The sequence below is a fragment of the Paraburkholderia sp. FT54 genome, from assembly GCF_031585635.1.
Taxonomy (GTDB): domain Bacteria; phylum Pseudomonadota; class Gammaproteobacteria; order Burkholderiales; family Burkholderiaceae; genus Paraburkholderia.
In genome coordinates this window covers 806,081-827,911 of the sequence record NZ_CP134196.1, presented here as the reverse complement: position 1 = coordinate 827,911, position 21,831 = coordinate 806,081, and the positions used below count along the sequence as shown (strand labels likewise).

Below are 21,831 nucleotides of genomic sequence, written 5' to 3'. Positions count from 1 at the left end.
TGATTCGAGAGAAACGACTGGCTGTGCGCGAACATATTCTTGAAAACGGCACAGCTGGGCCTGATGGACGTTGAAGTTATGCGGAGTGCCATTCAGCGACCGTGCGCTAGCCCACGCAATGCAACATCGCTGCACCGTTTACGATTAATTGCGTGTCTGAACTGCGAGAGATCGTCAAATAGTGCTTTTATAACGAGGTTGAATCTCACCTCGTTATATACGCATTCCTAATTATTAAATTTACAAATCCCTTGATGCGCTTCATCAGATGAATCAAGCCGATGCGCTCGAATACTTCATATACGTGTGCACACGAACGCAGAAGAGATTGCCAAGGCAGGAGTGAGAGCAATCACACAGACAGCGCAGCTCAGGCTATTTACTCTGCGCCATAATCGCCTCAGCATCTCGGCAAGGCAAAAAAGTCGAGCGAATAAAAGCGTTCCACCATCGGATCGGCCGCCCCCCTCGTCGCCATATAGAACTTGCGTCTCGTACCGCACTCGAAGTGCCGCGCAAACCCATCACTACTCCCTTTTGAATCCGTTAGCGATCTATGCGCCATCGCACGGACCGAGCGCGAATCCTGAATCGGCGACAATACGAACCTCGCAACTTCATCGACACCAGGAAAACAGATGCTTCTATCCGAACAATGGGTGCTGGTCACGGGCGGCGCGCGCGGACTCGGCGCGGCGATCACGCGCGCGCTGGTGCGCGAAGGCGCAAGCGTGGTCGTGAACTACCGCAAAAGCGAAACATCGGCGCTCGCACTGAAAGACGAATTCGGAGATCGTGTGCTGCCGCTTGAGGCGGACGTCACGGACACGGACGCCATCGCGCGCCTGTTTGAAAAAGCGCGGGCACAAACCGGGCAACCCATCGTGTCGGTAGTCAACAACGCGCTGGCCGACTTCCAGTTCGACGGCGACGCTCGCCCGAAAATCGACTCCATCGACTGGGCGCGTTTCCAGCAGCAACTCGACGGTTCGCTCAAGGGCGCGCTGAACACGATTCAGGCAGCCGTTACCGGCATGCGTTCGCGTGGGTTCGGCCGCATCGTCAACGTGGGCACCAATCTGTTTCAGAACCCCGTCGTTCCCTATCACGACTACACGGCCGCCAAAGCGGCACTGTTGTCGCTCACGCGCACCGCTGCCCACGACCTCGGTCCGGACGGCATCACGGTGAACATGGTATCGGGCGGACTGCTGCGCACCACCGACGCGAGCGCGGCCACGCCAGAGTTCGTCTTCGACCTGATCGCGAACTCCACGCCGGTGCGCCGCGTCACGACACCCGCAGAGTTCGCGGACGCCGTCCTGTTCTTCCTGTCGCCGTGGTCACGGGCGGTGACCGGCCAGAACCTGATCGTCGACGGCGGCCTCGTCAAAGGCTAAGTGGGTCGCTCACCACTCGCGCGCGCCACACGCTCGCGCGAACCAAACCGGGAAGTGTCGCTGCGCACCCACCACGCCGCGACACAACCAACTTCCTGCCGGTATCTTTTTCCGAAGCATTTCCACCATCCGCGGCGCAGAGCTGAGTTATCGCCAGCGGCACGACCCGCGGATGCTTGCCGCGCGAGCGTTCGCGCGCAATCGGTAAAAGACCACGGGTTTACCTTGTTTGACTTCAGGAGGGAGGCTCCTTTACTGGACGCAAAACAACCTTTCAGAACACTTCCGATTTGCTTTGGTCAGCTGAATAGTGTTCTGCGAATGTCTTCCGCTATCACAGGAGATGAGCCATGGTCCATGTGTCCAGCAGCGCCGTCGACGAATTGAAAACCGTCATGCGAGGCCAGGTTCTGCTGCCCGGCGACGCGCGCTTCGATGAAGCACGCAGCATCTGGAACGCGATGATCGACCGGCATCCCGCGCTCATCCTGCGTTGCGCGGGCGTAGCCGACGTGCGCCGCGGCGTAGCCTTCGCGCGCGACAACGGGCTGCCGCTCGCGATTCGCGGCGGCGGCCACAACATCGGCGGCAGCGCATTGTGTGACGACGGGGTCGTGCTCGACCTGTCGCCGATGAAATCGGTGCGGATCGATTCCGCGGCGCGTCGCGCGCATGTCGAACCGGGCGCAACACTGCGCGATTTCGATCATGAAGCCCAGGCCTTCGGGCTCGCCACGCCGCTCGGCATCAACTCGACCACCGGTGTCGCGGGCCTGACGCTCGGCGGCGGCTTCGGCTGGTTGAGCCGCAGATATGGCATGACCGTGGACAATCTGGTGTCAGCCGACGTCGTCACCGCTGAAGGCGAACTGGTCCACGCGAGCGCCGACTCGCACGAGGACCTGTTCTGGGCCATCCGCGGAGGCGGCGGCAATTTCGGCGTCGTCACGCGATTCGAGTTCGTCCTGCATCCGGTCGGACCGCTGGTGTACGGCGGTCTCGTCGTCCTGCCGATCGAGCAGGCGAGGGACGCCCTGCTCAAGTACCGCGCGGCCAACGCCGGCACGCCGGAGGAACTGAGCGTGTGGGCCGTGCTGCGGCTCGCGCCGCCATTGCCGTTTCTGCCACCGGAAGTACACGGCAAGCCGGTGATCGTCTTCGCGATGTGCTACACGGGCGCCGTCGAAAGCGGCCCGTCCGCGGTGGAATTCGTGCGCGCCTTCGGAACGCCGGTCGGCGAACATCTTGGTCCGATGCCGTATGCCATGTGGCAACAGGCGTTCGATCCGCTGCTCGCGCCGGGCGCGCGCAACTATTGGAAATCGCACAATCTCGGCGAGATCCCGGACGGCCTCATCGACGCGCTGCTCAATGCGATCGACAACCTGCCATCGCCGCAATGCGAGATTTTCTTCGGGCAGATCGGCGCGCAGACCCAACGCGTTCCGGTCGAAGCCACCGCCTATTCGAGCCGCGACACGCTGTACGCGATGAACGTGCATGGCCGCTGGGACGATGCGCGCGACGACGAGCGCTGCGTCGCCTGGGCCCGCGCATTTTTCGCTGCAGCGGCGCCGTTCGCGCTGGGCAGCGTCTACGTCAACTTCATGACGGAGGAAGAAGGTGGCCGCGTCGCCGACGCGTACGGGCCGAACTACGAACGGCTCGTCGCTGTAAAAAACCGCTACGATCCACGCAACCTGTTCCGTCACAACCAGAACATCCGGCCGTCGGCGTAGTCATAGACACGTGGGAACGGCGAGCGCTCGGCGCGCCTTTCCCGCCGGCGCGGGCTGAGCGCGCCGTGAAAACAGAGGCGCGGCGGGCCCGGGCACGCTAAGTGCTGGTTAGCAATTGACGTACGGGCTTGTCGGCGTCACGCCCCTACCGCTTGAACAGAAACTTGCAACGAAAAACGCCACCTTCATAAGTCAATCACGCAAAAGGAAAACAATCATGCGCAGACGACAATTCATCATGACCACCAGTGCTGCGCTCGCCACTGCGGGTTTCAGCCTCGCCGGCTGCACGACGACGTCGCCGTCTTCGAGCACGTCGCCTTCGGCCAACGCCGGCAAGCGCGACAGCATCAACGCGGGGGTCGATTCCACACTGTCGCGTCTCTATGAGAATGTCACCGGCTCGCGTGAACTGGTGTCCAAGGCACGCGGCATTCTGGTGTTCCCGAATGTCATTTCAGCGGGCTTCTGGGTCGGCGGCCAGTACGGCGAAGGCGCGCTGCGCGTGGCCGGCCGCACGGCGGGTTACTACAGCACCGTCGCGGGTTCGTTCGGTTTGCAGATCGGCGCGCAGTCCAAGGCCCTCATCTTCCTGTTCATGACGCAAGAGGCGCTCGACAAATTCACGACCAGCCAGGGCTGGGCTGCCGGCGCGGATGCCACCGTCGCCCTGCTGAAGATCGGTGCGAACGGCGCGGTCGACACGTCGACCGCCACGAGTCCGGTCGAAGCCTTCGTGCTCACGAACGGCGGCTTAATGGCCGGCGTGTCGCTCGAAGGCACCAAGGTTTCGCGTCTGATGATTTGAGTCCGAGCGCATACGCGCGTTGCCGCGCAGCCGCCTCGCCGGCTGCGCGGCATCTCCACCCGGCACGTCGCGGAAGCTGCGGCCGCGCAGCCCGCCTCCCTGTCACCGTGACCGCACTACTGTAAAATTCACGCTTTTTGCAATCTTGCCCGGCCACAGTTGCGCCTCAGGCCGGGACACTCATCTGTCCGCGGCCGCGCGTCCCGCTCGCATGCACGCCGTTTGCCCGGACTTCCCGCCTCGTTGAAGATGAACACCGCTCGTCCCACTCACGGCTGGCTCACCACGCTGCCCGGCATCAAAAGCAATGTCCTCGCCGGACTGACCTCGTCGTTCGCGCTGGTGCCGGAATGCATCGCCTTCGCGCTGGTCGCCCACCTCAATCCGTTAATGGGTCTGTACGGCGCTTTCTTCATCTGCGCCATCACGGCGTTGTTCGGCGGACGTCCCGGTATGATCTCCGGAGCGGCCGGCTCGATGGCGGTGGTCATCGTGGCGCTCGTCGTGCAGCACGGTACGCAGTATCTGCTCGCGACGGTGATCCTCAGCGGCATCCTGATGGTGCTGTTCGGCGCACTGCGGCTCGGCAAACTGATCCGCATGGTCCCGCATCCGGTGATGCTCGGTTTTGTCAACGGGCTGGCGATCATCATCGCGATGGCGCAACTCGCGCACTTCAAGCAAATTACGCCGCAAGGCGAACAATGGCTGCACGGCAGCGCGCTGCCGATGATGTGCGGACTCGTCGCGCTGACCATGGCGATCGTCTATCTGCTGCCACGGCTCACGCGCGCGGCGCCGCCCGCTTTGGTGGCGATCGTCGGCGTGGGTCTCTTCACGCAATTGCTGCATGTGCCTGCGCGCACGCTGGGCGACCTGGCGCACATCGCGGGCGGCCTCCCGGCTCTGCATATGCCGGGCGTCCCGCTGAACCTGGACACGCTGCATGTGGTGCTGCCCTACGCGGTGCTCATGGCGATCGTCGGTCTGCTGGAAACGCTGCTCACGTTCAACCTGACAGACGAAATCACCGAAACCCGCGGCCAGCCGAATCGCGAATGTCTCGCGCTCGGCGCGGCGAATATCGCCTCGGGTCTGTTCGGCGGCATGGGCGGCTGCGCCATGATCGGCCAGACCATGATCAATCTGAATTCAGGCGGCCGCTCGCGCCTGTCGGGTATCGTCAGCGGCGTGATGATCCTGATGTACATCCTGTTCCTGTCGCCGCTGATCGAGCGCATTCCGCTGGCGGCGCTGGTCGGCGTGATGTTCGTGGTGGCGCAACAGACTTTCGCGTGGGGCTCGCTGCGGGTGCTGGGCAAGGTACCGCGCAACGACGCGCTGGTGATCGTGGCGGTCACCATCATCACCGTGTTCTCCGATCTGGCGATCGCGGTGCTGTGCGGCATCGTGATCGCCGCGCTCAATTTCGCGTGGCAGCACGCTCGTGAAATTCACGCGCATGTCGAAGATCGCGCCGGCGACAAAATCTACGCCCCGCGCGGCACGCTGTTCTTCGCATCGACCACGCGTTTTCAGGAGCTTTTCGATCCGGCAAAGGATCCCGAGCGCGTCACAGTCGACTGCCGCGATCTGCTGCTGGCCGATCATTCCGCGCTTGCGGCATTGCAAGGCCTGGTCGAGCGCTATCGAAAAGCCGGCAAGGAATTACGCATGAAAAATTTGTCCGAACGCAACCAGCGCCTGCTGAGCCGCGCCGGTATTGCATTGGCATGACGACTTTCCAGCAGACGTCGACGACGAATCCGGGTTTGCAATCTGGAAACGCACATTGCCGGCGCCCCGGTTCGCTATGGCGCGTGGCGGATAGTCTGGAAAACCACTTCGGCGAGGCGTGAGCGGCCGGTCAGCGGCCTTCCGGCAGCGTGAACACGGCAATCGCCGCGCTGAGCTGGCCGGTCTGCGCTTTCAGCACATCCGCTGACGCGCTCGCTTCTTCCACCAGCGCCGCGTTCTGCTGGGTCGTCTGATCCATGCTCGCGACCGCGATGTTGACCTGCTCGATGCCCGAGCTTTGCTCCACCGAAGCCGCGCTGATCTCGCCCATGATGTCCGTCACGCGGCGCACTGCCTGCACGACTTCCTGCATGGTTGCGCCGGCACGGCTCACGTATTGCGAGCCGCCTTCAATCTGCGCCGCGGACTCTTCGATCAGCGTCTTGATCTCCTTCGCGGCCGCCGCGCTGCGCTGCGCGAGACTGCGCACTTCGCCCGCCACCACCGCGAAGCCGCGTCCTTCCTCGCCGGCGCGCGCCGCTTCGACCGCCGCGTTCAAAGCAAGAATGTTGGTCTGAAACGCGATGCCCTCGATCACGCCGATGATGTCGCCGATCCGATGCGACGACTGCGAAATGCCGCGCATCGTCTCGACCACCTGGCCGACCACTTCGCCGCCGCGCGCCGCCGTCTCCGATGCGTTGTGCGCCAGCTGGCTCGCCTGCTTCGCGTTGTCGGCGTTCTGCTTCACGGTCGCGGTGATCTGCTCCATGCTCGACGCGGTTTCGCCGAGCGCGGTGGCCTGCTGCTCGGTGCGGCGCGACAGGTCCGCATTGCCGGCGGCAATTTCGTTGGACACGGTCGAAATCAGCGTCGCGCCGCCGCGAATCTGCATGATCGCGTGCGCGAGACGCTGCTGCATACGCTGCATCGCGGCGAGCAGGCTGGTTTCGTCGCCGGCCTTCGTCGCCACGACCACGTCGAGGTCACCGTCGGCGATACGCGCGGCGATCCGCGCCGCGTACGCCGGCTCGCCGCCGAGTTGCCGCAAGATGCTGCGCAGGATCACGCCGATCACGAGCGACACCACCAGACACAGCAGCAGCGCGGCGCCCACATACTGGATGAGCGTCGTGTAAAACGCGGCATCGATATCGTCGGTGAAGACGCCGGTGACGATGGTCCAGTCCCACGGCTTGTACAGCCGCACATAGTTGATCTTCGGCGCCATCTCGTTGGAGCCCGGCTTCAGAAACTGCAAGTGGATGAAGCCTTCGCCTTCGCGCTGGGCCAGATCGGAGCCGTCCTTGAACACATGGCGCCCTTGCGGGTCGGTGAAGCCGCTCATGTCCTTGCCTTCGAGGTCGGCTCGCACGCCGTGCATCAGCACGCGGGCATGCGCGTCCTCGATCACGAGATAACCGCCTGCACCGTCGTAGCGCATTGCGCGCAGATCGGCCATCGCCGTGCGTTGCGCGTCGGCGAGCGGCAGAGTGCCCGCGGCGACCATGCCGTTATAGCGGTCCAGCACACTGTACGCGACGCTGACCACGCTCTTCAACTCGGCCTGACGGTCGGCGATCATGGTGTCGCGTGTTTTGAAAGCGCCCCACAGGCCGATTGCCAGAATACCCATGCACATGACTGCTAGCGCGAGCCAAAGCCGCACCTTCAGGCGAAACCGTTCCATCTCCGTATCCTTTCTGCTTGTCGTCGACGCGCCGCTCGCGGCGGACGCCGCGGCGGTTCACGTCACTCTTTGGATTAACGGCGGAACGGCGGAAAACTTCAGGCTTTGCCGACCGGTTTCGGGCGCTGGACCAGGGTGTGGGCGTTGCAGGCGCTGACTTGGGCGCTGACCCGGCCGGCTCCGCTTACCAAGAAACACGCGTGCAGCGGCGCCCTTTCGCTCAGGTCAGTTTCGCGCATGCGGATCGAGCCGGGCCTCACTCCGCCGGCAGCGTCAGCGAGGCGACTTCGCAGCGCGGCCACTGACGCAAAACGTCGGGCGCCAGCAACAATTTGGCGGCCCGCACGCCCGCGCCCATGACGATCTGGCTCCGCTCCATGACGGCGGCATCGACGAGAATTCGCCAGTCGTCCGGCAAGCCGAAGGCCGTGATCCCGCCGAACTCCATGCCGCTGTGCTCCACGGCCGCCTCGCGCTTGGCGAACGAAAGCCGCTGCGCGCCGAGCGCCGCCTTCACCGCGCCGTTGATGTCGAGCCGCAGCGAACCCAGCGAGACCAGCGCCGCATAATGCTCGGCGCCCTCTTTCTTGTAGCGGATCACGATCGTGTTCGCGCAATCTTCCAGACCGAAGCCGTAGCGCGCGCTGAATGCGGCGGTATCCGATGCGTCGTCGGTGACGGAGAAAACCGTCACGCCTTGCGTCGGCAGCTGCTCGACGACGTGCGCAGGCAAATGCGCGCCCAATTGTTCCGCTGCAATGACGTCCAGCTGCTGTACGAGTTCGTGCGAGTGCATAGTGAGCAAAATGTATGAAGGTCCCTCGGCATTCTAACGGCACACCTGGCCCGAGGTGTTCGGCCAGTGCCGGCACGGCGCGGCGCACGCGCCGGTCGCGCTTGTTATAGTGACAGGCACAAGGTTTGCGAAAGGCTTTGACGCGAAGACGGCGGCGAGACTGCCTACGCACCCGCGGCTCGCGCCCGCCACCTCGTCTTGCCCGCGCGGCGCCAGTACCCATTGGGAAACACGACCATGGACATCGACACGCTTTCCGCCGAGAACCTCCAACTGGTGGCCCGCAAGCAGGCCAACTGGGCCATTGGCGCCTTCAAACAGTTCGCCGAAGACCGCTGCGCGGCCATGGCCGCCAGCATCGCCTTCTACGCCGCGTTCTCGCTCGCGCCCACGCTGGTCATGGTGATCGCCGTGGCCGGCTGGTTCTTCGGCGCCGAAGCCGCGCGCGGCGAGTTGTTCGATCATATTCACGGCTTGCTGGGCGACCAAGCCGCCGCGGGCGTGCAAACCATCGTCGAAAATGCTCACCACAGCGGCAGCGCCGGCGGCGTCGCGGCGATCATTTCGTTCACGATGCTGGCAATCGGCGCGTCGGCCACCTTTTCGTCGCTCAATAGCGCACTCAATATAGTGTGGCCCTATACCGGGCCGCGCTCGTCGAGCGTGATCGCGCTGGTGCGCGTGCGGCTGATCTCGTTCGGACTGGTGCTCGGCGTCGCGTTCCTGCTGATCGTTTCGCTGGTGCTCGATACGGTCATCACCTTCATCGGCAAATGGCTGTGGGGCAACTCGCCGTATGTGGTGATCGGCAATCTGCTGCAACTCGGCGTGGGCTTGCTGGTGCTGGCGTTTGCGTTCGCCGGGCTGCTCAAGTTTCTGCCGGACGCCCGGGTGCGCTGGCGCGATGCGTTCGTGGGCGGGATCGTCGCAGCCGCGCTGTTTTCGGCAGGCAAGAAACTGTTCGCGCTTTATATCGCGCATGCCGGCATGGCCAGCTCGTTCGGCGCAGCCGGCTCGCTCGCCGTGCTGCTGATGTGGCTGTACTTCTCCGCCGCCGTGCTGCTGCTCGGCGCGGAATTTTCGGCGGCGCGCGGGCGCAGTCACGATCCGCGCGGAGGCTGGGGCATGCAGGACGATACGCCGCCCGGCAGCCGCGCCAAGCTCGCCTCGGTGCTGGCGGCATCGACGGTAACCGCGGATGCCGTGCCGCACATGGACGGACGCGCCGCGTCGAGCGACGCCGCGCTCGCACCCGTCATGCGCGACGCAAAGGCACGCGCGCTTGCCGGCACGGCGTCGGCAGCAACTTTCCTGGCGCAATCCAGAAGCAGGCCTTCGGCGCGAGCGACTGCGCTCAAGGTCGGCCGTACTGTCGTACTGGCCGAGGCGCAGGCGACTCGCATCGCCGCCGTCACGCTCGTCGAAGCGAGCCGCAAAGCCGTTGCGGCCGACCGCTACGTAAGGCGGCATCCGTGGACTTCGGTCCTGTTCGCGGCTACCGCCGGGCTGGCTGCGGCAATGGTCGCACGCCGCCATACCCACGACAGCGAGCACTAAGCCCAAGGTGCAACCAAGCCGGCTTCGAGCGCTGCACACGTCAGTCTGGATGGTTGCTCCTGCTCATAACGCCGAAAACCTGTCTAGCGGCCCGTCAAGCCGCATCTGTCTCAGTTTTTATAGAAACGCTACAGAAGGGCCAGGAAAATTAGACGACTTCATTACAAATCGCCCCTCGAGCCAGTGCCGAAAGTGCACATACTGGGTCGTCACTGTCATCAAAACAACAATAATGCTCAGTCAACGAATAAATGTTGCTAAAACAGAAATAATCGTTAACGCGCTTTAAATACAAGGCTTTGCGCGGTTGTCAGTTTTTGGAGACACTCTTTTTTTTCCAGTTCTTGCCGATTGACCCGGTGCGCTATTCTCCTTTCCGCAACAAATAAACTAATCATCTGCGTGGAGAAATGGATGAAACGAATCGCACTGTCTACCCTCTCGCTGGCGCTCCTCGGCGCCACTGGCGTGGCACATGCTCAAAGCAGCGTTACTCTGTACGGCTTGATCGACGAATCGATCCAGTATGTTCACAACACGGTAGATGCCTCTGGCCAGAACAAGAACCTGGTAGCCATGTACGCCGGCAACCTTCAGGGTGACCGCTTCGGCTTGAAGGGCACGGAAGATCTGGGCGGTGGCCTGAAGGCAATCTTCCAGTTGGAAAACGGCTTTGACGTGAACAGCGGCAAGCTGGGTCAAAGCGGCCGCATGTTCGGTCGTCAAGCGTTCGTGGGCCTGACGGGCGATCAATGGGGCACGGTCACGCTGGGTCGTCAGTACGATCCGCTGGTCGACCTGGTCCAGCCGCTGACGGCTGACAACTACTTCGGTTCCACGTTCACCACGCCGGGCGACGTCGACAACAACGACAACTCCTCGCGCACGAACAACGCCATCAAGTACACCTCGCCGGTGTGGGGCGGCTTCCAGTTCGAAGGCATGTACGCTCTGGGCGGCGTGGCTGGCGCAACGGGTTCGGGCCAAACGTGGTCGGGTGCTGCAACGTACGCAACGGGTCCGTTCAGCGTCGCTGCCGGTTACTTCCGCGCGGACAACGGCAACACGCTGGCTAGCCGCACGGCGGCAGGCTCGGTGGGCTGGAACGGCAGCACGTCGGACGGCACGTTCGACAACCAGGTCAACGGCGCATACGCCGCGGCCAAGTCGATCGGCATCGCTTCGGTCGCTCTGCAATATGTCGCGGGCCCGTTCACGGCTAACCTGCGTTACAGCAACGCACAGTACAAGCCGGACGCGAACTCGGGCTTCGGTTCGACCGAGAAGTACAACGTCGGCGGCGCGTACCTGGGTTACCAGGCAACGCCGGCCATGCTGGTTGGCGTAGGCTACATCTACACCAAGGCTAGCGGCGATTCGAGCGCAACGTATCACCAGGTTTCCCTGGGCGGCGACTACAACCTGTCGAAGCGCACGGACATCTACCTGGTTGGCGCTTATCAGCACGCAAGCGGCCAGCAACGCACGTCGGCCGGCACGCTGGTCGATGCAGGCGCAGCAATCGGTTCGTATAGCTACAACTCGGCTTCCAGCTCGCAAGAGATCGTCAGCCTGGGCATCCGCCACAAGTTCTAATCGAACTTTGACGGACTGCTGAAGCAACACGCAGTTGAAGACCAGCCACGGGTGAAAAGCCTGTGGCTGGTTTTTTTTCGTCCTAAGGTCTCCGATTCGCCGGGACGATCCAAATGAAAAAGGCCGCCAGCGAGCCCGATTCAGGCTCCTGACGACCTTGGTGTAATGCCTCCCGCGAACGCGCGCTTGCCGCCCTGCCAGCTTATTTCCGCTGCGCCTTGCCCCGCTCCGTTTGCGCCAACGTCTGCGCGGGCTTCGCATCGAGTTCATGCTCGATGCCATCAGCGCCCACCGGCGCGCGATGCAGAACCAGCGCCCGCTCCCGCTGCAACAACGGCACATCCGGCGATTCCTGCCAGTCCGGATCGGGAATCTCGCCGAACACCTGACGCAGCCGCTCGCCCCAGGTCCGGTGAATCATCTCGAAGTACGCGTTGTCGTGATCGATCGAAACGAAGCGCGTGACACGCAGCGTGTCCTTCTGGTAGACCAGCAGATCGAGCGGCAGCCCGACCGACAGGTTAGAGCGCAGCGTCGAGTCCATGGAAATCAGCGCGCACTTGGCGGCTTCGTCGAGCGGTGTGGACGGCGTCAACACGCGGTCGATGATCGGCTTGCCGTACTTGGCCTCGCCGATCTGGAAATACGGATTGACCGCCGACGCCTCGATGAAATTGCCCGCCGCGTAGATCATGAACAGGCGCGGCCGGTTGCCCGCGATCTGCCCGCCCAGAATGAAGCTGCAATTGAAGTCGACGCCGAATTCCTGCAATGCCTCCGCCTCGCGCTGATGCACGCAACGCACCGCGCGGCCGATCACGCGGGCCGCGTCGGCCATGGTCGGCGCGCTCCAGAGCGTGCGTTGGGAAGGATCCGTGGGCTCGGACAACTCGTGCAGCACCGCCTGAGTCAGCGACAGATTGCCGGCGCCCAGCAGCGTGAGCATGCGCTCGCCGGGCTGCTCGAACACCGACATCTTGCGCGCGGTGCTGATGTGATCGACGCCCGCATTGGTGCGCGTGTCCGAGAGGAACACGAGACCGTCGTCGACGGACATCGCGACACAGTAAGTCATAAGGAAAGGTACCCGCAAAAAACAACTGAACGGCGCTATTGTAATGCGGCGCACATGCGCCTCTATTCCGTTATATCCCGATTATCGGCCTTTGCGGGCCTATTCTGCATGGTGATATGCGGACTGGCGCTCTCTGGCGCCTCCACAGCTGTTTCTGCGGGCGACCCTCGTTGCGTCTCTATTGCGACTGTTGCCCGCTGACCGTAACGGACACTTTCAATTGCTCTTCCAGCCCGCCGATACGCCGGCCGCGCACCGGAGCGGCTGCTTCATAGTCTCGCGCGACGGCGAGGCGGCAGTAGATTTCGCTGGCAAACGCGGCGTGCGTGACGTCGATGGAAATCCAGCCCTTGCCTTCGAGCCACACGTCCACCCACGCATGGCTCGCGCCGTGCGTCACCTCGCCGGGTTCGATATAGCCGCTCACGTAGCGCGCCGGAATGCCGCGCGCGCGACAGCACGCGAGCATCAGATGCGCGTGGTCCTGGCACACACCGTTGCCGAGCGCGAGCGCCTGGGCGGCCGTGCTGGTGACTTCGGTGATGCCCGGGTTGTACTTCACGCGCTGCATGATCTGTTCGGACAGCGCAATCAGATTCGCGGAGCTCGTCAGGCTCGGCACCGATTCAGCCAGCTCGCGGACGGCGGCATCGGCCTCGGTCAGCCGCGTCGAGCAGGTGAAATGCTCGAGCGGAATCGGGCCGACGGCGTCGGGCAAATGGCCATCGATCAGGGGAATCGTGTCCACTTCGCCGGCCACATGCAGACGAATCTCGCCATGCGGCTTGTTGATGACCAGCGTGTGCAGCACGTTGCCGTAGGCGTCGAAGGTCGCATCGAGCTTGCCCGGCGCGTCGATGCTCCAGCGCCGCACGACCTGCGAGGCACCGCTCGCCGGCGTCAGCCGCAGTTGCTGGATCGAATAGTGGACAGTCGATTCATAGCGATAGGACGTGTCGTGGCGGATCGTCAGGTACATAAAAAACTCCGTCAGGCGACTGGCAACATTAGATAGGTACGCGCAACCAGATTGCCCAGCTCGAACACGCGAGCGAGGAACTGCGTCAGATAGGCGTGCAGGCCGGCTTCGAAAATCTGCCGGATGTCGGAGTACACCAGTTCGGCGCGCAGCTTGCCGGCGAACCGTTCGCACTGGTTCGAGCCTGAAGTGCGCAGCATCGCCAGATTCACGCAGACGCCTTCGAGCGACGCCAGCAGCGAACGCGGCATCTGCTGATTCAGGATCATCAGTTCGACCACGCGCGCCGGCGTGACGACGTCGCGATACACCTTGCGATAGATTTCCAGCGCCGAGACCGAACTCAGAATCGAAGTCCAGTAGTAGAAATCTTCGAGCTGGCGCGCAGCGTCGCGCGAATTCGGTTCGACGTCGGCAAAGCGCACGTCGAGAATCCGCGCGGTGTTGTCGGCGCGTTCGAGAAAGGTGCCGAGCTGCGTGAAAAAGAACGCGTCGTCCTGCAACGCGGTGCCGATCGTCACGCCGCGCGACAGGTGCGAGCGGAACTTGACCCATTCGAACAGCGCGCCCGGATTGCTCGCGGCCTGGCCGGACGAAGCGCGCTCATTGAATTCGAGCCACGTATCGTTGATGGTTTCCCACCACTCGGTCGTCAAGGTGCCGCGCACGGCGCGGGCATTTTCGCGCGCCGCCTGCAAACACGAATGAATACTCGACGGATTGGTCGCATCGGCCACCATGAAATCGAGCACGTGTTCGCGGGTCGGTTCGTCGTAGCGCTGCGCGAAGGCGGTTTCGAGTTCGGAGATGCGCAGCACCGAGCGTTGCGCGCGCGCTTCCTGCTCGGGCGTCTGCGGCAACAGCAGCGCCTTCAGGTTGATATCGAGCATGCGGGCAGTGTTCTCCGCGCGCTCCATGTAGCGGGCCATCCAGAAAAGGTGATCGGCGGTTCGGCTTAGCATGACGGCGTTCCGTATCTGATGACGCGAGGCCTCGTCGAAGGTAAAAGGCTCGCGCTGGTTATCCGTATGCGCCGGCGGCGCGCGTGTTGCGTATCACGTGCTGCCCCGGCGCGTTGGGTTGCGGGCGCGGTTGCGTGAAGCGTGGGCAACCGCATCGGCAACCGCGTCAGTCGACCATCCACGTATCTTTGGTCCCGCCTCCCTGCGACGAATTGACGACGAGCGACCCCTCCTGCAACGCCACGCGCGTGAGTCCACCGGCGACCATCGTGACCGTCTTGCCGGACAGCACGAACGGACGCAAGTCGATATGGCGCGGCGCGATGCCGGCTTCGACGAATGTCGGACACGCGGAGAGCGCCAGCGTGGGCTGCGCAATGTACCCCGCCGGACGCGCGATCAGGCGCTCACGAAACGATTCGATTTCGGCTTTCGTCGAAGCCGGTCCGACGAGCATGCCGTAGCCGCCCGCGCCATGCACTTCCTTGACGACCAGCTCCGGCAGATGCGCGAGCGTGTACGCCAGATCGTCAGGCTTGCGGCACTGGAACGTGGGCACGTTATTGAGGATCGGCTTCTCGCCGAGGTAAAACTCGATCATTTCCGGCACGTACGGGTAGATCGATTTGTCGTCGGCGATGCCGGTGCCCATCGCGTTCGCGAGCGCCACGCGGCCGGCGCGATACGCGGTCAAGAGACCCGGCACGCCGAGCGCCGAGTCGTTGCGGAAGGCGAGCGGATCGAGAAAATCGTCGTCGACGCGGCGGTAGATCACGTCGACGCGCTTCGGCCCCTGCGTGGTGCGCATGAACACATAGTTGTCGTCGACGAACAGATCCTTGCCTTCCACCAGTTCCACGCCCATCTGCTGCGCGAGGAAGGTGTGCTCGAAATATGCCGAGTTGTACATGCCCGGCGTGAGCACCACGACGACCGGATCGTCGACGCCTTCCGGCGCGACCGAGCGCAGCGTGTCGAGCAATAGATCGGGATAATGCGCGACCGGCGCAATGCGGTTCTGCACGAATAGTTCGGGGAAAAGCCGCATCATCATCTTGCGGTTTTCGAGCATATAGGACACGCCCGACGGCACCCGCAGGTTGTCTTCGAGCACGTAGAACTCGCCTTCGTCGCCCGCGCGCACCACGTCGACGCCGGCGATATGCGCGTAAACACCGAGCGGCACATTCACGCCCTGCATTTCAGGCCGGTATTGCGCGTTGGTATAGACCTGCTCGGCGGGCACGATACCGGCGCGCACAATATTGCGATCGTGATAGACGTCGTGGATGAACAGATTGAGCGCCTGCACCCGCTGGCGCAAACCGGCCTCCAGCGTCTGCCATTCACCGCGCGGAATGATGCGCGGAATCAGGTCGAATGGGATCAGCCGCTCGGTGCCGGAGAGGTCACCGTTCACCGCGAACGTGATGCCGACCCGGCGAAACAGCAAGTCGGCTTCCGCACGCTTGCGCGCGATCGCCTCGTTGCCCTGCTTCACCAGCCACCGTTCAAAGCGCGCGTAGTGTGGCCGCACGGCATCGTCATGATGACGCATCTCGTCATAGCATCGCATGTCACGCCCCGCTCTTGTTGTCGGATAGAAGGCGAATGCGCTGCGCATTCGGTGTTCGACAATCGATCAAGCAAGCGCTATGCCATTGAGCTTTCCGCGAACTAAACAGGTTGCATGCACGCGAACAGCGCATCCCGGCCGGCATGGCTCCGCTGCCATCGTACTGCGGCGGCCCATGATGCGCTAGTACAGTGCATATGCGGCACCGCGGTGCGTGCAGAGGAAGTCCCTGGGGTGCCCGGATTCGCAATACGCTTCGGATGCGCATAAAAAATCCCCGAGGGTTTGCACCCACGGGGATTCAGACAACGTGTGCTGCGGATCATCTCCAAGGGGCTTCCCCGGGAGCGTCTCAAGCGTCAGCCATTGTTAAAAACAGCGGCCACGCGTGAAGCCCGATTAACCTGCAGCAGCGTCTTTCAGCTTCTTCAGCGGACGTGCCTTGATGCGCACGCTAGCCGGCTTGGCCGGGAACCAACGCTCTTCGCCCGAGAACGGGTCTTTGCCGAAGCGCTTCTTCTTCGCCGGCACAGCTTGCACGACGATCTTCAGAAGACCCGACAGCGTGAATTCGCCAGCACCCTTCTTATGCACGGCGCCGAGGATCGTGTCTTCGAGCGCGGCCAGAACAGCCTTGGCGGTCTTCGGTTCCACAGCGGCGCGTTCAGCGACGTGTGCAGCCAGCGAGGCCTTCGTGAAGGTGTCCTTGATCGGCGACGGAGCGCTGGACGCCTTCACGGCGACCTTCTTAGCTGCGACGGCCTTCTTCGCAGGAACTTTCTTTGCAGCAACCTTCTTGGCGGGTACCGGGGCAGCAGCCTTCTTGGCCACCTTTTTTGCGGAAGTCGGCATGTTTCTCCTACCTGTTGTGGTCAGTGAATTGCACGAAGCGCACACGGTATGTGCACGCTTCAACGCCGGATTCTACAAGCGCTAATAGGATTTGCGCGACTCTTTTATGTATAACAGCGAAGGTTTGTTGCGCGGCGCAGACTGCGCAACACATTTTGATGCTTGTTTTAGCGGGTAAACGTGCGTCGGCGAGCCTGGCAACACCAACACGTAACGTACGTTACAAGTCATTTCGATGCATGAATAACGGCACTTTCTGCACGGAGGACGACCAGTGGATCGCTCGCGTATCGCAAAAAACAGGTCCTGGCGCGCTCGCCATCACCTGTCATGCGACGGAAAAAACACGCCCCCTGCAGCGAAAAACGCTGCGGGGGGCGGCTAATTTCGCCCTGCGACAGAAAATCGCGGGCGAGCGTCAGAACACTTTTACTGCGGGCTGACGTGTTTGAGATCGTGTTCGCTTTCCTTCACGTGAGCCCAATACTCGTTCTCGTCGCGCGCCATGCCGAGCTCGCCGTTGCGATACGCCATCGCCAGCGCGAGGTTGGCTTCGGGTAACTCCGCATTGGCTGCCCGCGTGAGCCATTGCAGCGCCAATGCGTCGTCGTGCGGCAGTGTCGCGCCAAAGCGATACTCGTTGGCGAGCTGGAATTGCGCGAGCGGCAAGCCTGCTTGCGCCGCCTGTTCGAGCCAGCGAATCGCCAGGCCGGCGTCGCGCGGTACGCCGTAGCCGTTGCGATAGAGCGTCGCGAGATCGTAGGCCGCCTGGGCGTCGCGCGAATCATGCGATGCCGCCAGCGTCAGCCAACGGCGGGCTTCCACATAGTCAGGCGCGACTCCGGGCAGCCCGCGCAACAGCAGGTGCCCGAGCGTGGCTTGCGCGCGCGGCGCGCCGTCGAGCGCAAGCCGGCGATAGAGCTCGACGCCTTCGCGTTGCTCGTCGATCTGCGGCGAACTCACCAGCACGTCCGCGAGCGCTTCGCGCGCCGCCGCGTTGCCGAACGCCGAGGTCAGCCGCAACTGCCACAGCGGCCACGCCGCATGCGTCGCCGAACCCTGCATTTGCCAGTCGTCGATCTGCACGCTGGACACGCGCGTGGCCGCCACCGTGGCGAACGTTCCGACGCAGATGGCGAGGGCCGCCGCCAGCGTCAACGAAATGCGCGCGTTCATTGGTTGAGGTTCACAGAGTAAACCGCGAGACCCTTGCCGCTGCCGTCGTCGGCCTGAATCTGCGCGACGTTGGCGATGCCGTTGGCCTGCGCAAGCGCCGTCAGGTTCGGCGCCGACAGGAAGGTCACCGGACCGGCCGTCGCCACCTTCGTGAAGCGCCAGCTACGATCGCTGCCATTGCTTGCCGCCTTGATGGCCTGCGCTTTCTTGATGTAAGAGATCAGCACGTCGCGGCTCGCATCCGGCGACGCGTAAATCGTCTTGCTACCGTCGAGCCCCGGGAAATTTCCGCCGCCGCTCGCGCGATAGTTGTTGGTCGCGACGATGAACGACTGCGTATCCGAGATCGCCCCGCCCTGATATTTCAGGTTGCGAATCCGGCTTCCCACGGCCTGCGTGACGTCGATTTCATAGCTGAAATCCTTCGACGTGATCATGTCGAAGTTATAGCCGGGATACGTGCTGACGAGCGCCTGCGCAGCAGTGTTGGCGGGATTGATCTGGTTGAAGCGCTTCGCCGCGGTTTCGAGCCAGGCCTTCAGATCGGCGCCGGTCACCTTCACCGCGTAAATCGTGTTCGGATACAGGTAGAGGTCGGCGGCGTTGTTGATCGCCACGTTACCTTGCGCGACGTCGGTGAAATCGTTACCGCCGCCGAAGCCGCTCTTGAACGGCGCGCTCACCGACAGCACCGGAATACCCGCATACTGCGGCAGATTCGCGTTGATGTAGTCCTGCGTGTAGGCCGCCTGCGCCTGGTTGACGATCTCGATGGCCGACACGTCGCCCACATCGGCGAAGTAGGTGGTCATGCGGAAATCGGTCGTGCCGATCGGCGTTTTCACGTAGTTGATGGTCGCGGCGTGTTCGGCGGCGATGGCCTGCGAGACCGCCGGATCGACTGCCACGTAGCTGTTGTCCGCGTTCTGGATCGAGCGGGCTTGCGCAGTGCTCGCGTTGCGATCCACCGTCCACGTGCCGTTCGTGTAGTTCAGCGCGAGCTTGATCACGCCGAGATGCTTGCCCCAGAAATTCGCCATCACGGTCGGCACGCCGTTGACGGTGCCCTTCACCTTGTCGACGCCCGGCAGGTTGAATTGCGCGACGGTGCTGTTTTTATCGGGGAAAACCTGATGCGAGTGGCCGATCAGCATCGCGTCGATGCCGGCTACTTTCGACAGATAGTAGCTGCCGTTTTCCATCGACGGCGAATACGTGGAATTGTCGAGCCCGCCGTGCGACATCGCCACGATGATCTGCGCGCCCTTCGCCTTCATTTCCGGCACGTACTTCGACGCGCTTTCCACGAGCCCCTGCGTATAGACGTTGCCGTCGAGCCAGCGTTTATCCCACGCCATGATGGCGGGCGGCGTGAAGCCGATTACGCCGATCTTCACCAGCGCGCTGACGGTCTTGCCGTCGGGCGTCGTGGCCGTGATCGTGCGTTCGAGGATCGTGTACGGCTTGAAGATCGGCTGCTGCGATTTCGCGCCGAGCACGTTGGAGAGCACCAGCGGAAAGTTCGGCCCCGAGCAGGCCGGCTGCGACGCGACCGGACTCATGTTCGGCACGTCGAACGCGCTGCCGGTGACTTGCGCGAGAAACGGCAGGCCGTAGTTGAATTCGTGATTGCCGATCGTGCCCGCATCGTACTTCAGCAGATTCATGACCTTGTAGACCCCGAGCGTGGTCTTGCAATCGACCGGCGCGACCTGCGCCTGATAGTCAGCGAGCGCGGTGCCCTGGATCGTGTCGCCGTCGTCGAGCAACAGGGTGTTGGGAAATTCCTTGCGCGCCGCCGCGATCAGCGTCGCGGTGCGCTCGAGTCCCAGCGACTTGTCTTCTGCCAGCTTGTAGTAGTCGTAGCTCAGCAGGTTGGTGTGGATGTCGGTGGTTTCCAGCAACGCGAGCGTCGCGGTCGTGCCGTTCGCCACTTGCGGCGCAGGCGTGTCGACGCTGCTGCTGCACGCGGTGATGCCAACGGTGATACCGATTACGCTCAGCGCACCCAAGGTTCCCAACGCGCCGATCGCGCCACGCGCGCGCAGCCGCTTGCCTGCCATCAAGGTCACTCGCATTCTTACCGCCTCCGGGTCGTTGTGTTGTCGCGCCGGTCCGTCGGACCGGCTTTGCACTACAAACAATTACAGAGGCGCAAGAATACGGTGCGTTTATGACACTTATTTGTATGGTATTCGATAGCTATAAGTAATCTTTACGCGCGAATCGCGGGCCTATTACGCGAGCCGCGCCAGGACGCCGGCGAGCTTGGTGAGCGCGGCATCGATATGCTCGACCGCGATATTGCCGTAGCCGAACATCAGGCCCGGCTGCGCCTTCGCACGCACATGAAACGGCGCGAGTCCATACAAGCCGATCGATGCCGCACGCGCCGCGCTCACCACCGCTTCTTCCGTCAGCGGCGCTTTCAGACGCGCCGCCATATGGATGCCGGCCGTTGGCACGATCGGTTCGAACCAGGGCGCGAGACCGCCATGCAGATGATCGAGCAGCATCGCGCGGCGCGCCGCGTAGGTCTTGTGCATGCGCCGCAGATGCTTGGCGAATTCGCCATTGAGCATGAACGACGCGAGCGCCGTTTGCGTGAGCGTGCAGCCGTGCCAGTCGGCGATCTGCCGCGCCTTGATGAGCGGACCGTAGAGCGAAGCCGGCGGCACCACGTAGCCGACTCGCAGTTCCGGAAAGATCGTTTTGGAAAACGTGCCGACATAGGCGACGAGGCCGGCGCGATCGAGACTTTTCAGCGGCTCCATCGGCCGGCCTTCGAAACGGTATTCGCAGTCGTAGTCGTCCTCGATGATCACCGCGCCGCGTTTCTGCGCCCATTCGAGCAATTCGACGCGGCGCTCGAGACTCATCGGCATGCCGAGCGGAAACTGGTGCGAGGGCGTCACGTAGACGAGCCGCGCCTTGTCCGGCAGCTTGCTGACGATCAGGCCTTCCGCATCCACCGGCACGGGCACCACGCGCGCGCCGGTGGCCTTCAGGCACGCATGCGCCGGGGTATAGCCGGGATCCTCGATCGCCGCGACTTCGCCGGCGCGCAAGGTGATCCGCGCCAGCAGATCGAGCGCGTGCTGCGCGCCTTGCGTGACGATCACGTCTTCCCAGTTGCTGGCGACGGCGCGGTTGAAGGCGAGGTAGCGCGAGATCGCAAGGCGCAGTTCCTGTTCGCCGGCCGTGTCGCGATAGGTGCCGGGGCCGCGTGCCTGCGCACGCAACGCGTGATTCACGCAGCGGCGCCAGACATCGAAGGGAAATAGCGTCTTGTCCGTCGCGCCGCCGACGAAGTCTTGCGGCGACGCCACCGAAGGCTTCGGCAGGGGCAAGCTCTCGGGCATCTCGTCCCACAGCGGCTGGGCGCGCGCGGCGGCCTTCGCCTTGGCCCGTTCGCGCGACGACTCCGCGGCCCGCTCATGCGCGGAACGCTCCACCGGCAGACGCTCCAGGCCATCGGCGACGAAGGTGCCCGAGCCGCCGCGCGCGCTCAGATAGCCTTCGGAGAGCAGCCGTTCGAACACGTCGAGCGTGGTCTTGCGCGACACGCCTAGCTGCGTGGCGAGATCGCGCGTGGACGGCAGACGCGTGCCGCCCGCGAGGCGTCCTTCGAGAATGCCCGCGCGCAACTGACGATAGATCTGGCCGGACAGATCGTGATGACCTTCGACCGCGATATGGATTTCCATCCGGGTGGCTACCTTGGGTGGCTGGGAAATGGTTGCTTGGGGATGACCAATTGCAGGCGTTAGCTTACCTCTGCCGCCGCCGGCTGGCATAAGCAGACGTTTCGCAATCGAAATTGCGACTTCTTCGGTTGACGCGCAGAAACGCTCTCCGTGACGATGGACGTCAGCCCACGACTCATTG

General features: G+C 63.1%; 17 protein-coding genes. 7 read left to right on the top strand and 10 right to left on the bottom strand.

Features of this window, described 5'->3' with window-relative positions:
• Window positions 1-638: 638 nt before the first annotated feature.
• The 4 genes from RI103_RS23205 to RI103_RS23190 all read left to right on the top strand — a co-directional run bounded on the left by RI103_RS23205 (window position 639) and on the right by RI103_RS23190 (window position 5,684).
• The gene (locus RI103_RS23205) at window positions 639-1,400 is read left to right on the top strand and encodes a 3-oxoacyl-ACP reductase (RefSeq protein ID WP_310817878.1); all 762 of its coding nucleotides are present in this window, start codon (window positions 639-641) and stop codon (window positions 1,398-1,400) included.
• A 350-nt stretch (window positions 1,401-1,750) separates the two neighbouring features.
• Window positions 1,751-3,139, top strand: coding sequence for an FAD-binding oxidoreductase (locus RI103_RS23200; RefSeq protein WP_310817877.1), 1,389 nt, complete (start codon window positions 1,751-1,753; stop codon window positions 3,137-3,139).
• A 217-nt stretch (window positions 3,140-3,356) separates the two neighbouring features.
• Window positions 3,357-3,947: a YSC84-related protein gene (locus RI103_RS23195; protein ID WP_310817876.1), complete on the top strand. Its 591-nt coding sequence runs from the start codon at window positions 3,357-3,359 to the stop codon at window positions 3,945-3,947.
• Between the two features lie 249 nt (window positions 3,948-4,196).
• Window positions 4,197-5,684 carry a SulP family inorganic anion transporter gene (locus tag RI103_RS23190; protein WP_310817874.1) on the top strand — a complete coding sequence of 496 codons (1,488 nt, stop codon included), beginning with the start codon at window positions 4,197-4,199 and terminating at the stop codon, window positions 5,682-5,684.
• Window positions 5,685-5,814: 130 nt separating this feature from the next.
• On the opposite strand, the gene RI103_RS23185 is transcribed toward RI103_RS23190, so the two are convergent.
• Both RI103_RS23185 and RI103_RS23180 read right to left on the bottom strand, forming a co-directional pair.
• Entirely contained in the window at window positions 5,815-7,374 is a 1,560-nt protein-coding gene (locus tag RI103_RS23185) for a methyl-accepting chemotaxis protein (RefSeq protein WP_310817873.1), read from the bottom strand.
• Window positions 7,375-7,630: 256 nt separating this feature from the next.
• The gene (locus RI103_RS23180) at window positions 7,631-8,170 is read right to left on the bottom strand and encodes a YbaK/EbsC family protein (RefSeq protein ID WP_310818549.1); all 540 of its coding nucleotides are present in this window, start codon (window positions 8,168-8,170) and stop codon (window positions 7,631-7,633) included.
• 237 nt (window positions 8,171-8,407) lie between these two features.
• Here RI103_RS23180 and RI103_RS23175 point away from each other — a divergent pair, with 237 nt between their 5' ends.
• The gene (locus tag RI103_RS23175; RefSeq protein WP_310817872.1) at window positions 8,408-9,727 is read left to right on the top strand and encodes a YihY/virulence factor BrkB family protein; all 1,320 of its coding nucleotides are present in this window, start codon (window positions 8,408-8,410) and stop codon (window positions 9,725-9,727) included.
• A 414-nt stretch (window positions 9,728-10,141) separates the two neighbouring features.
• Window positions 10,142-11,323 (top strand): porin, encoded by a 1,182-nt coding sequence (locus tag RI103_RS23170; RefSeq protein ID WP_310817870.1) that lies wholly within the window; start codon window positions 10,142-10,144, stop codon window positions 11,321-11,323.
• 202 nt (window positions 11,324-11,525) lie between these two features.
• Here the strand turns inward: RI103_RS23170 and RI103_RS23165 are convergent, their stop codons facing one another.
• From RI103_RS23165 to RI103_RS23145, 5 genes are all read right to left on the bottom strand, one after another.
• Window positions 11,526-12,398 (bottom strand): proteasome-type protease, encoded by an 873-nt coding sequence (locus RI103_RS23165; protein WP_310817868.1) that lies wholly within the window; start codon window positions 12,396-12,398, stop codon window positions 11,526-11,528.
• Between the two features lie 178 nt (window positions 12,399-12,576).
• Window positions 12,577-13,377 (bottom strand): transglutaminase family protein, encoded by an 801-nt coding sequence (locus tag RI103_RS23160; RefSeq protein WP_310817867.1) that lies wholly within the window; start codon window positions 13,375-13,377, stop codon window positions 12,577-12,579.
• Window positions 13,378-13,388: 11 nt separating this feature from the next.
• Window positions 13,389-14,339 carry an alpha-E domain-containing protein gene (locus RI103_RS23155; RefSeq protein WP_310817865.1) on the bottom strand — a complete coding sequence of 317 codons (951 nt, stop codon included), beginning with the start codon at window positions 14,337-14,339 and terminating at the stop codon, window positions 13,389-13,391.
• A gap of 166 nt (window positions 14,340-14,505) precedes the next feature.
• Window positions 14,506-15,915, bottom strand: a complete 1,410-nt coding sequence (locus RI103_RS23150; RefSeq protein ID WP_012426335.1) for a circularly permuted type 2 ATP-grasp protein — start codon at window positions 15,913-15,915, stop codon at window positions 14,506-14,508.
• A gap of 399 nt (window positions 15,916-16,314) precedes the next feature.
• Window positions 16,315-16,767 (bottom strand): HU family DNA-binding protein, encoded by a 453-nt coding sequence (locus tag RI103_RS23145; protein ID WP_035559188.1) that lies wholly within the window; start codon window positions 16,765-16,767, stop codon window positions 16,315-16,317.
• A 239-nt stretch (window positions 16,768-17,006) separates the two neighbouring features.
• Between RI103_RS23145 and RI103_RS23140 the strand changes: the two genes are divergently transcribed.
• Window positions 17,007-17,210 carry a hypothetical protein gene (locus tag RI103_RS23140; RefSeq protein ID WP_310817863.1) on the top strand — a complete coding sequence of 68 codons (204 nt, stop codon included), beginning with the start codon at window positions 17,007-17,009 and terminating at the stop codon, window positions 17,208-17,210.
• On the opposite strand, the gene RI103_RS23135 is transcribed toward RI103_RS23140, so the two are convergent.
• The 3 genes from RI103_RS23135 to RI103_RS23125 all read right to left on the bottom strand — a co-directional run bounded on the left by RI103_RS23135 (window position 17,197) and on the right by RI103_RS23125 (window position 21,650).
• On the bottom strand, window positions 17,197-17,943 hold the full coding sequence (locus tag RI103_RS23135; protein ID WP_310817861.1) for a tetratricopeptide repeat protein: 747 nt from the start codon (window positions 17,941-17,943) through the stop codon (window positions 17,197-17,199). The genes RI103_RS23140 and RI103_RS23135 overlap by 14 nt on opposite strands.
• Window positions 17,940-20,021, bottom strand: coding sequence for a bifunctional 2',3'-cyclic-nucleotide 2'-phosphodiesterase/3'-nucleotidase (locus tag RI103_RS23130; protein WP_310817860.1), 2,082 nt, complete (start codon window positions 20,019-20,021; stop codon window positions 17,940-17,942). The genes RI103_RS23135 and RI103_RS23130 overlap by 4 nt, the downstream gene beginning before the upstream one ends.
• A gap of 159 nt (window positions 20,022-20,180) precedes the next feature.
• Entirely contained in the window at window positions 20,181-21,650 is a 1,470-nt protein-coding gene (locus RI103_RS23125; protein ID WP_310817858.1) for a PLP-dependent aminotransferase family protein, read from the bottom strand.
• Window positions 21,651-21,831: the final 181 nt, after the last annotated feature.

Coding starts and splice junctions, on each gene's coding strand:
- RI103_RS23125 (WP_310817858.1), bottom strand. CDS start 21,650: ATGGAAATCCATATCGCGGTCGAAGGTCATCACGATCTGTCCGGCCAG.
- RI103_RS23160 (WP_310817867.1), bottom strand. CDS start 13,377: ATGTACCTGACGATCCGCCACGACACGTCCTATCGCTATGAATCGACT.
- RI103_RS23205 (WP_310817878.1), top strand. CDS start 639: ATGCTTCTATCCGAACAATGGGTGCTGGTCACGGGCGGCGCGCGCGGA.
- RI103_RS23135 (WP_310817861.1), bottom strand. CDS start 17,943: ATGAACGCGCGCATTTCGTTGACGCTGGCGGCGGCCCTCGCCATCTGC.
- RI103_RS23175 (WP_310817872.1), top strand. CDS start 8,408: ATGGACATCGACACGCTTTCCGCCGAGAACCTCCAACTGGTGGCCCGC.
- RI103_RS23165 (WP_310817868.1), bottom strand. CDS start 12,398: ATGACTTACTGTGTCGCGATGTCCGTCGACGACGGTCTCGTGTTCCTC.
- RI103_RS23190 (WP_310817874.1), top strand. CDS start 4,197: ATGAACACCGCTCGTCCCACTCACGGCTGGCTCACCACGCTGCCCGGC.
- RI103_RS23200 (WP_310817877.1), top strand. CDS start 1,751: ATGGTCCATGTGTCCAGCAGCGCCGTCGACGAATTGAAAACCGTCATG.
- RI103_RS23130 (WP_310817860.1), bottom strand. CDS start 20,021: ATGCGAGTGACCTTGATGGCAGGCAAGCGGCTGCGCGCGCGTGGCGCG.
- RI103_RS23155 (WP_310817865.1), bottom strand. CDS start 14,339: ATGCTAAGCCGAACCGCCGATCACCTTTTCTGGATGGCCCGCTACATG.
- RI103_RS23195 (WP_310817876.1), top strand. CDS start 3,357: ATGCGCAGACGACAATTCATCATGACCACCAGTGCTGCGCTCGCCACT.
- RI103_RS23170 (WP_310817870.1), top strand. CDS start 10,142: ATGAAACGAATCGCACTGTCTACCCTCTCGCTGGCGCTCCTCGGCGCC.
- RI103_RS23150 (WP_012426335.1), bottom strand. CDS start 15,915: ATGCGATGCTATGACGAGATGCGTCATCATGACGATGCCGTGCGGCCA.
- RI103_RS23180 (WP_310818549.1), bottom strand. CDS start 8,170: ATGCACTCGCACGAACTCGTACAGCAGCTGGACGTCATTGCAGCGGAA.
- RI103_RS23140 (WP_310817863.1), top strand. CDS start 17,007: ATGAATAACGGCACTTTCTGCACGGAGGACGACCAGTGGATCGCTCGC.
- RI103_RS23185 (WP_310817873.1), bottom strand. CDS start 7,374: ATGGAACGGTTTCGCCTGAAGGTGCGGCTTTGGCTCGCGCTAGCAGTC.
- RI103_RS23145 (WP_035559188.1), bottom strand. CDS start 16,767: ATGCCGACTTCCGCAAAAAAGGTGGCCAAGAAGGCTGCTGCCCCGGTA.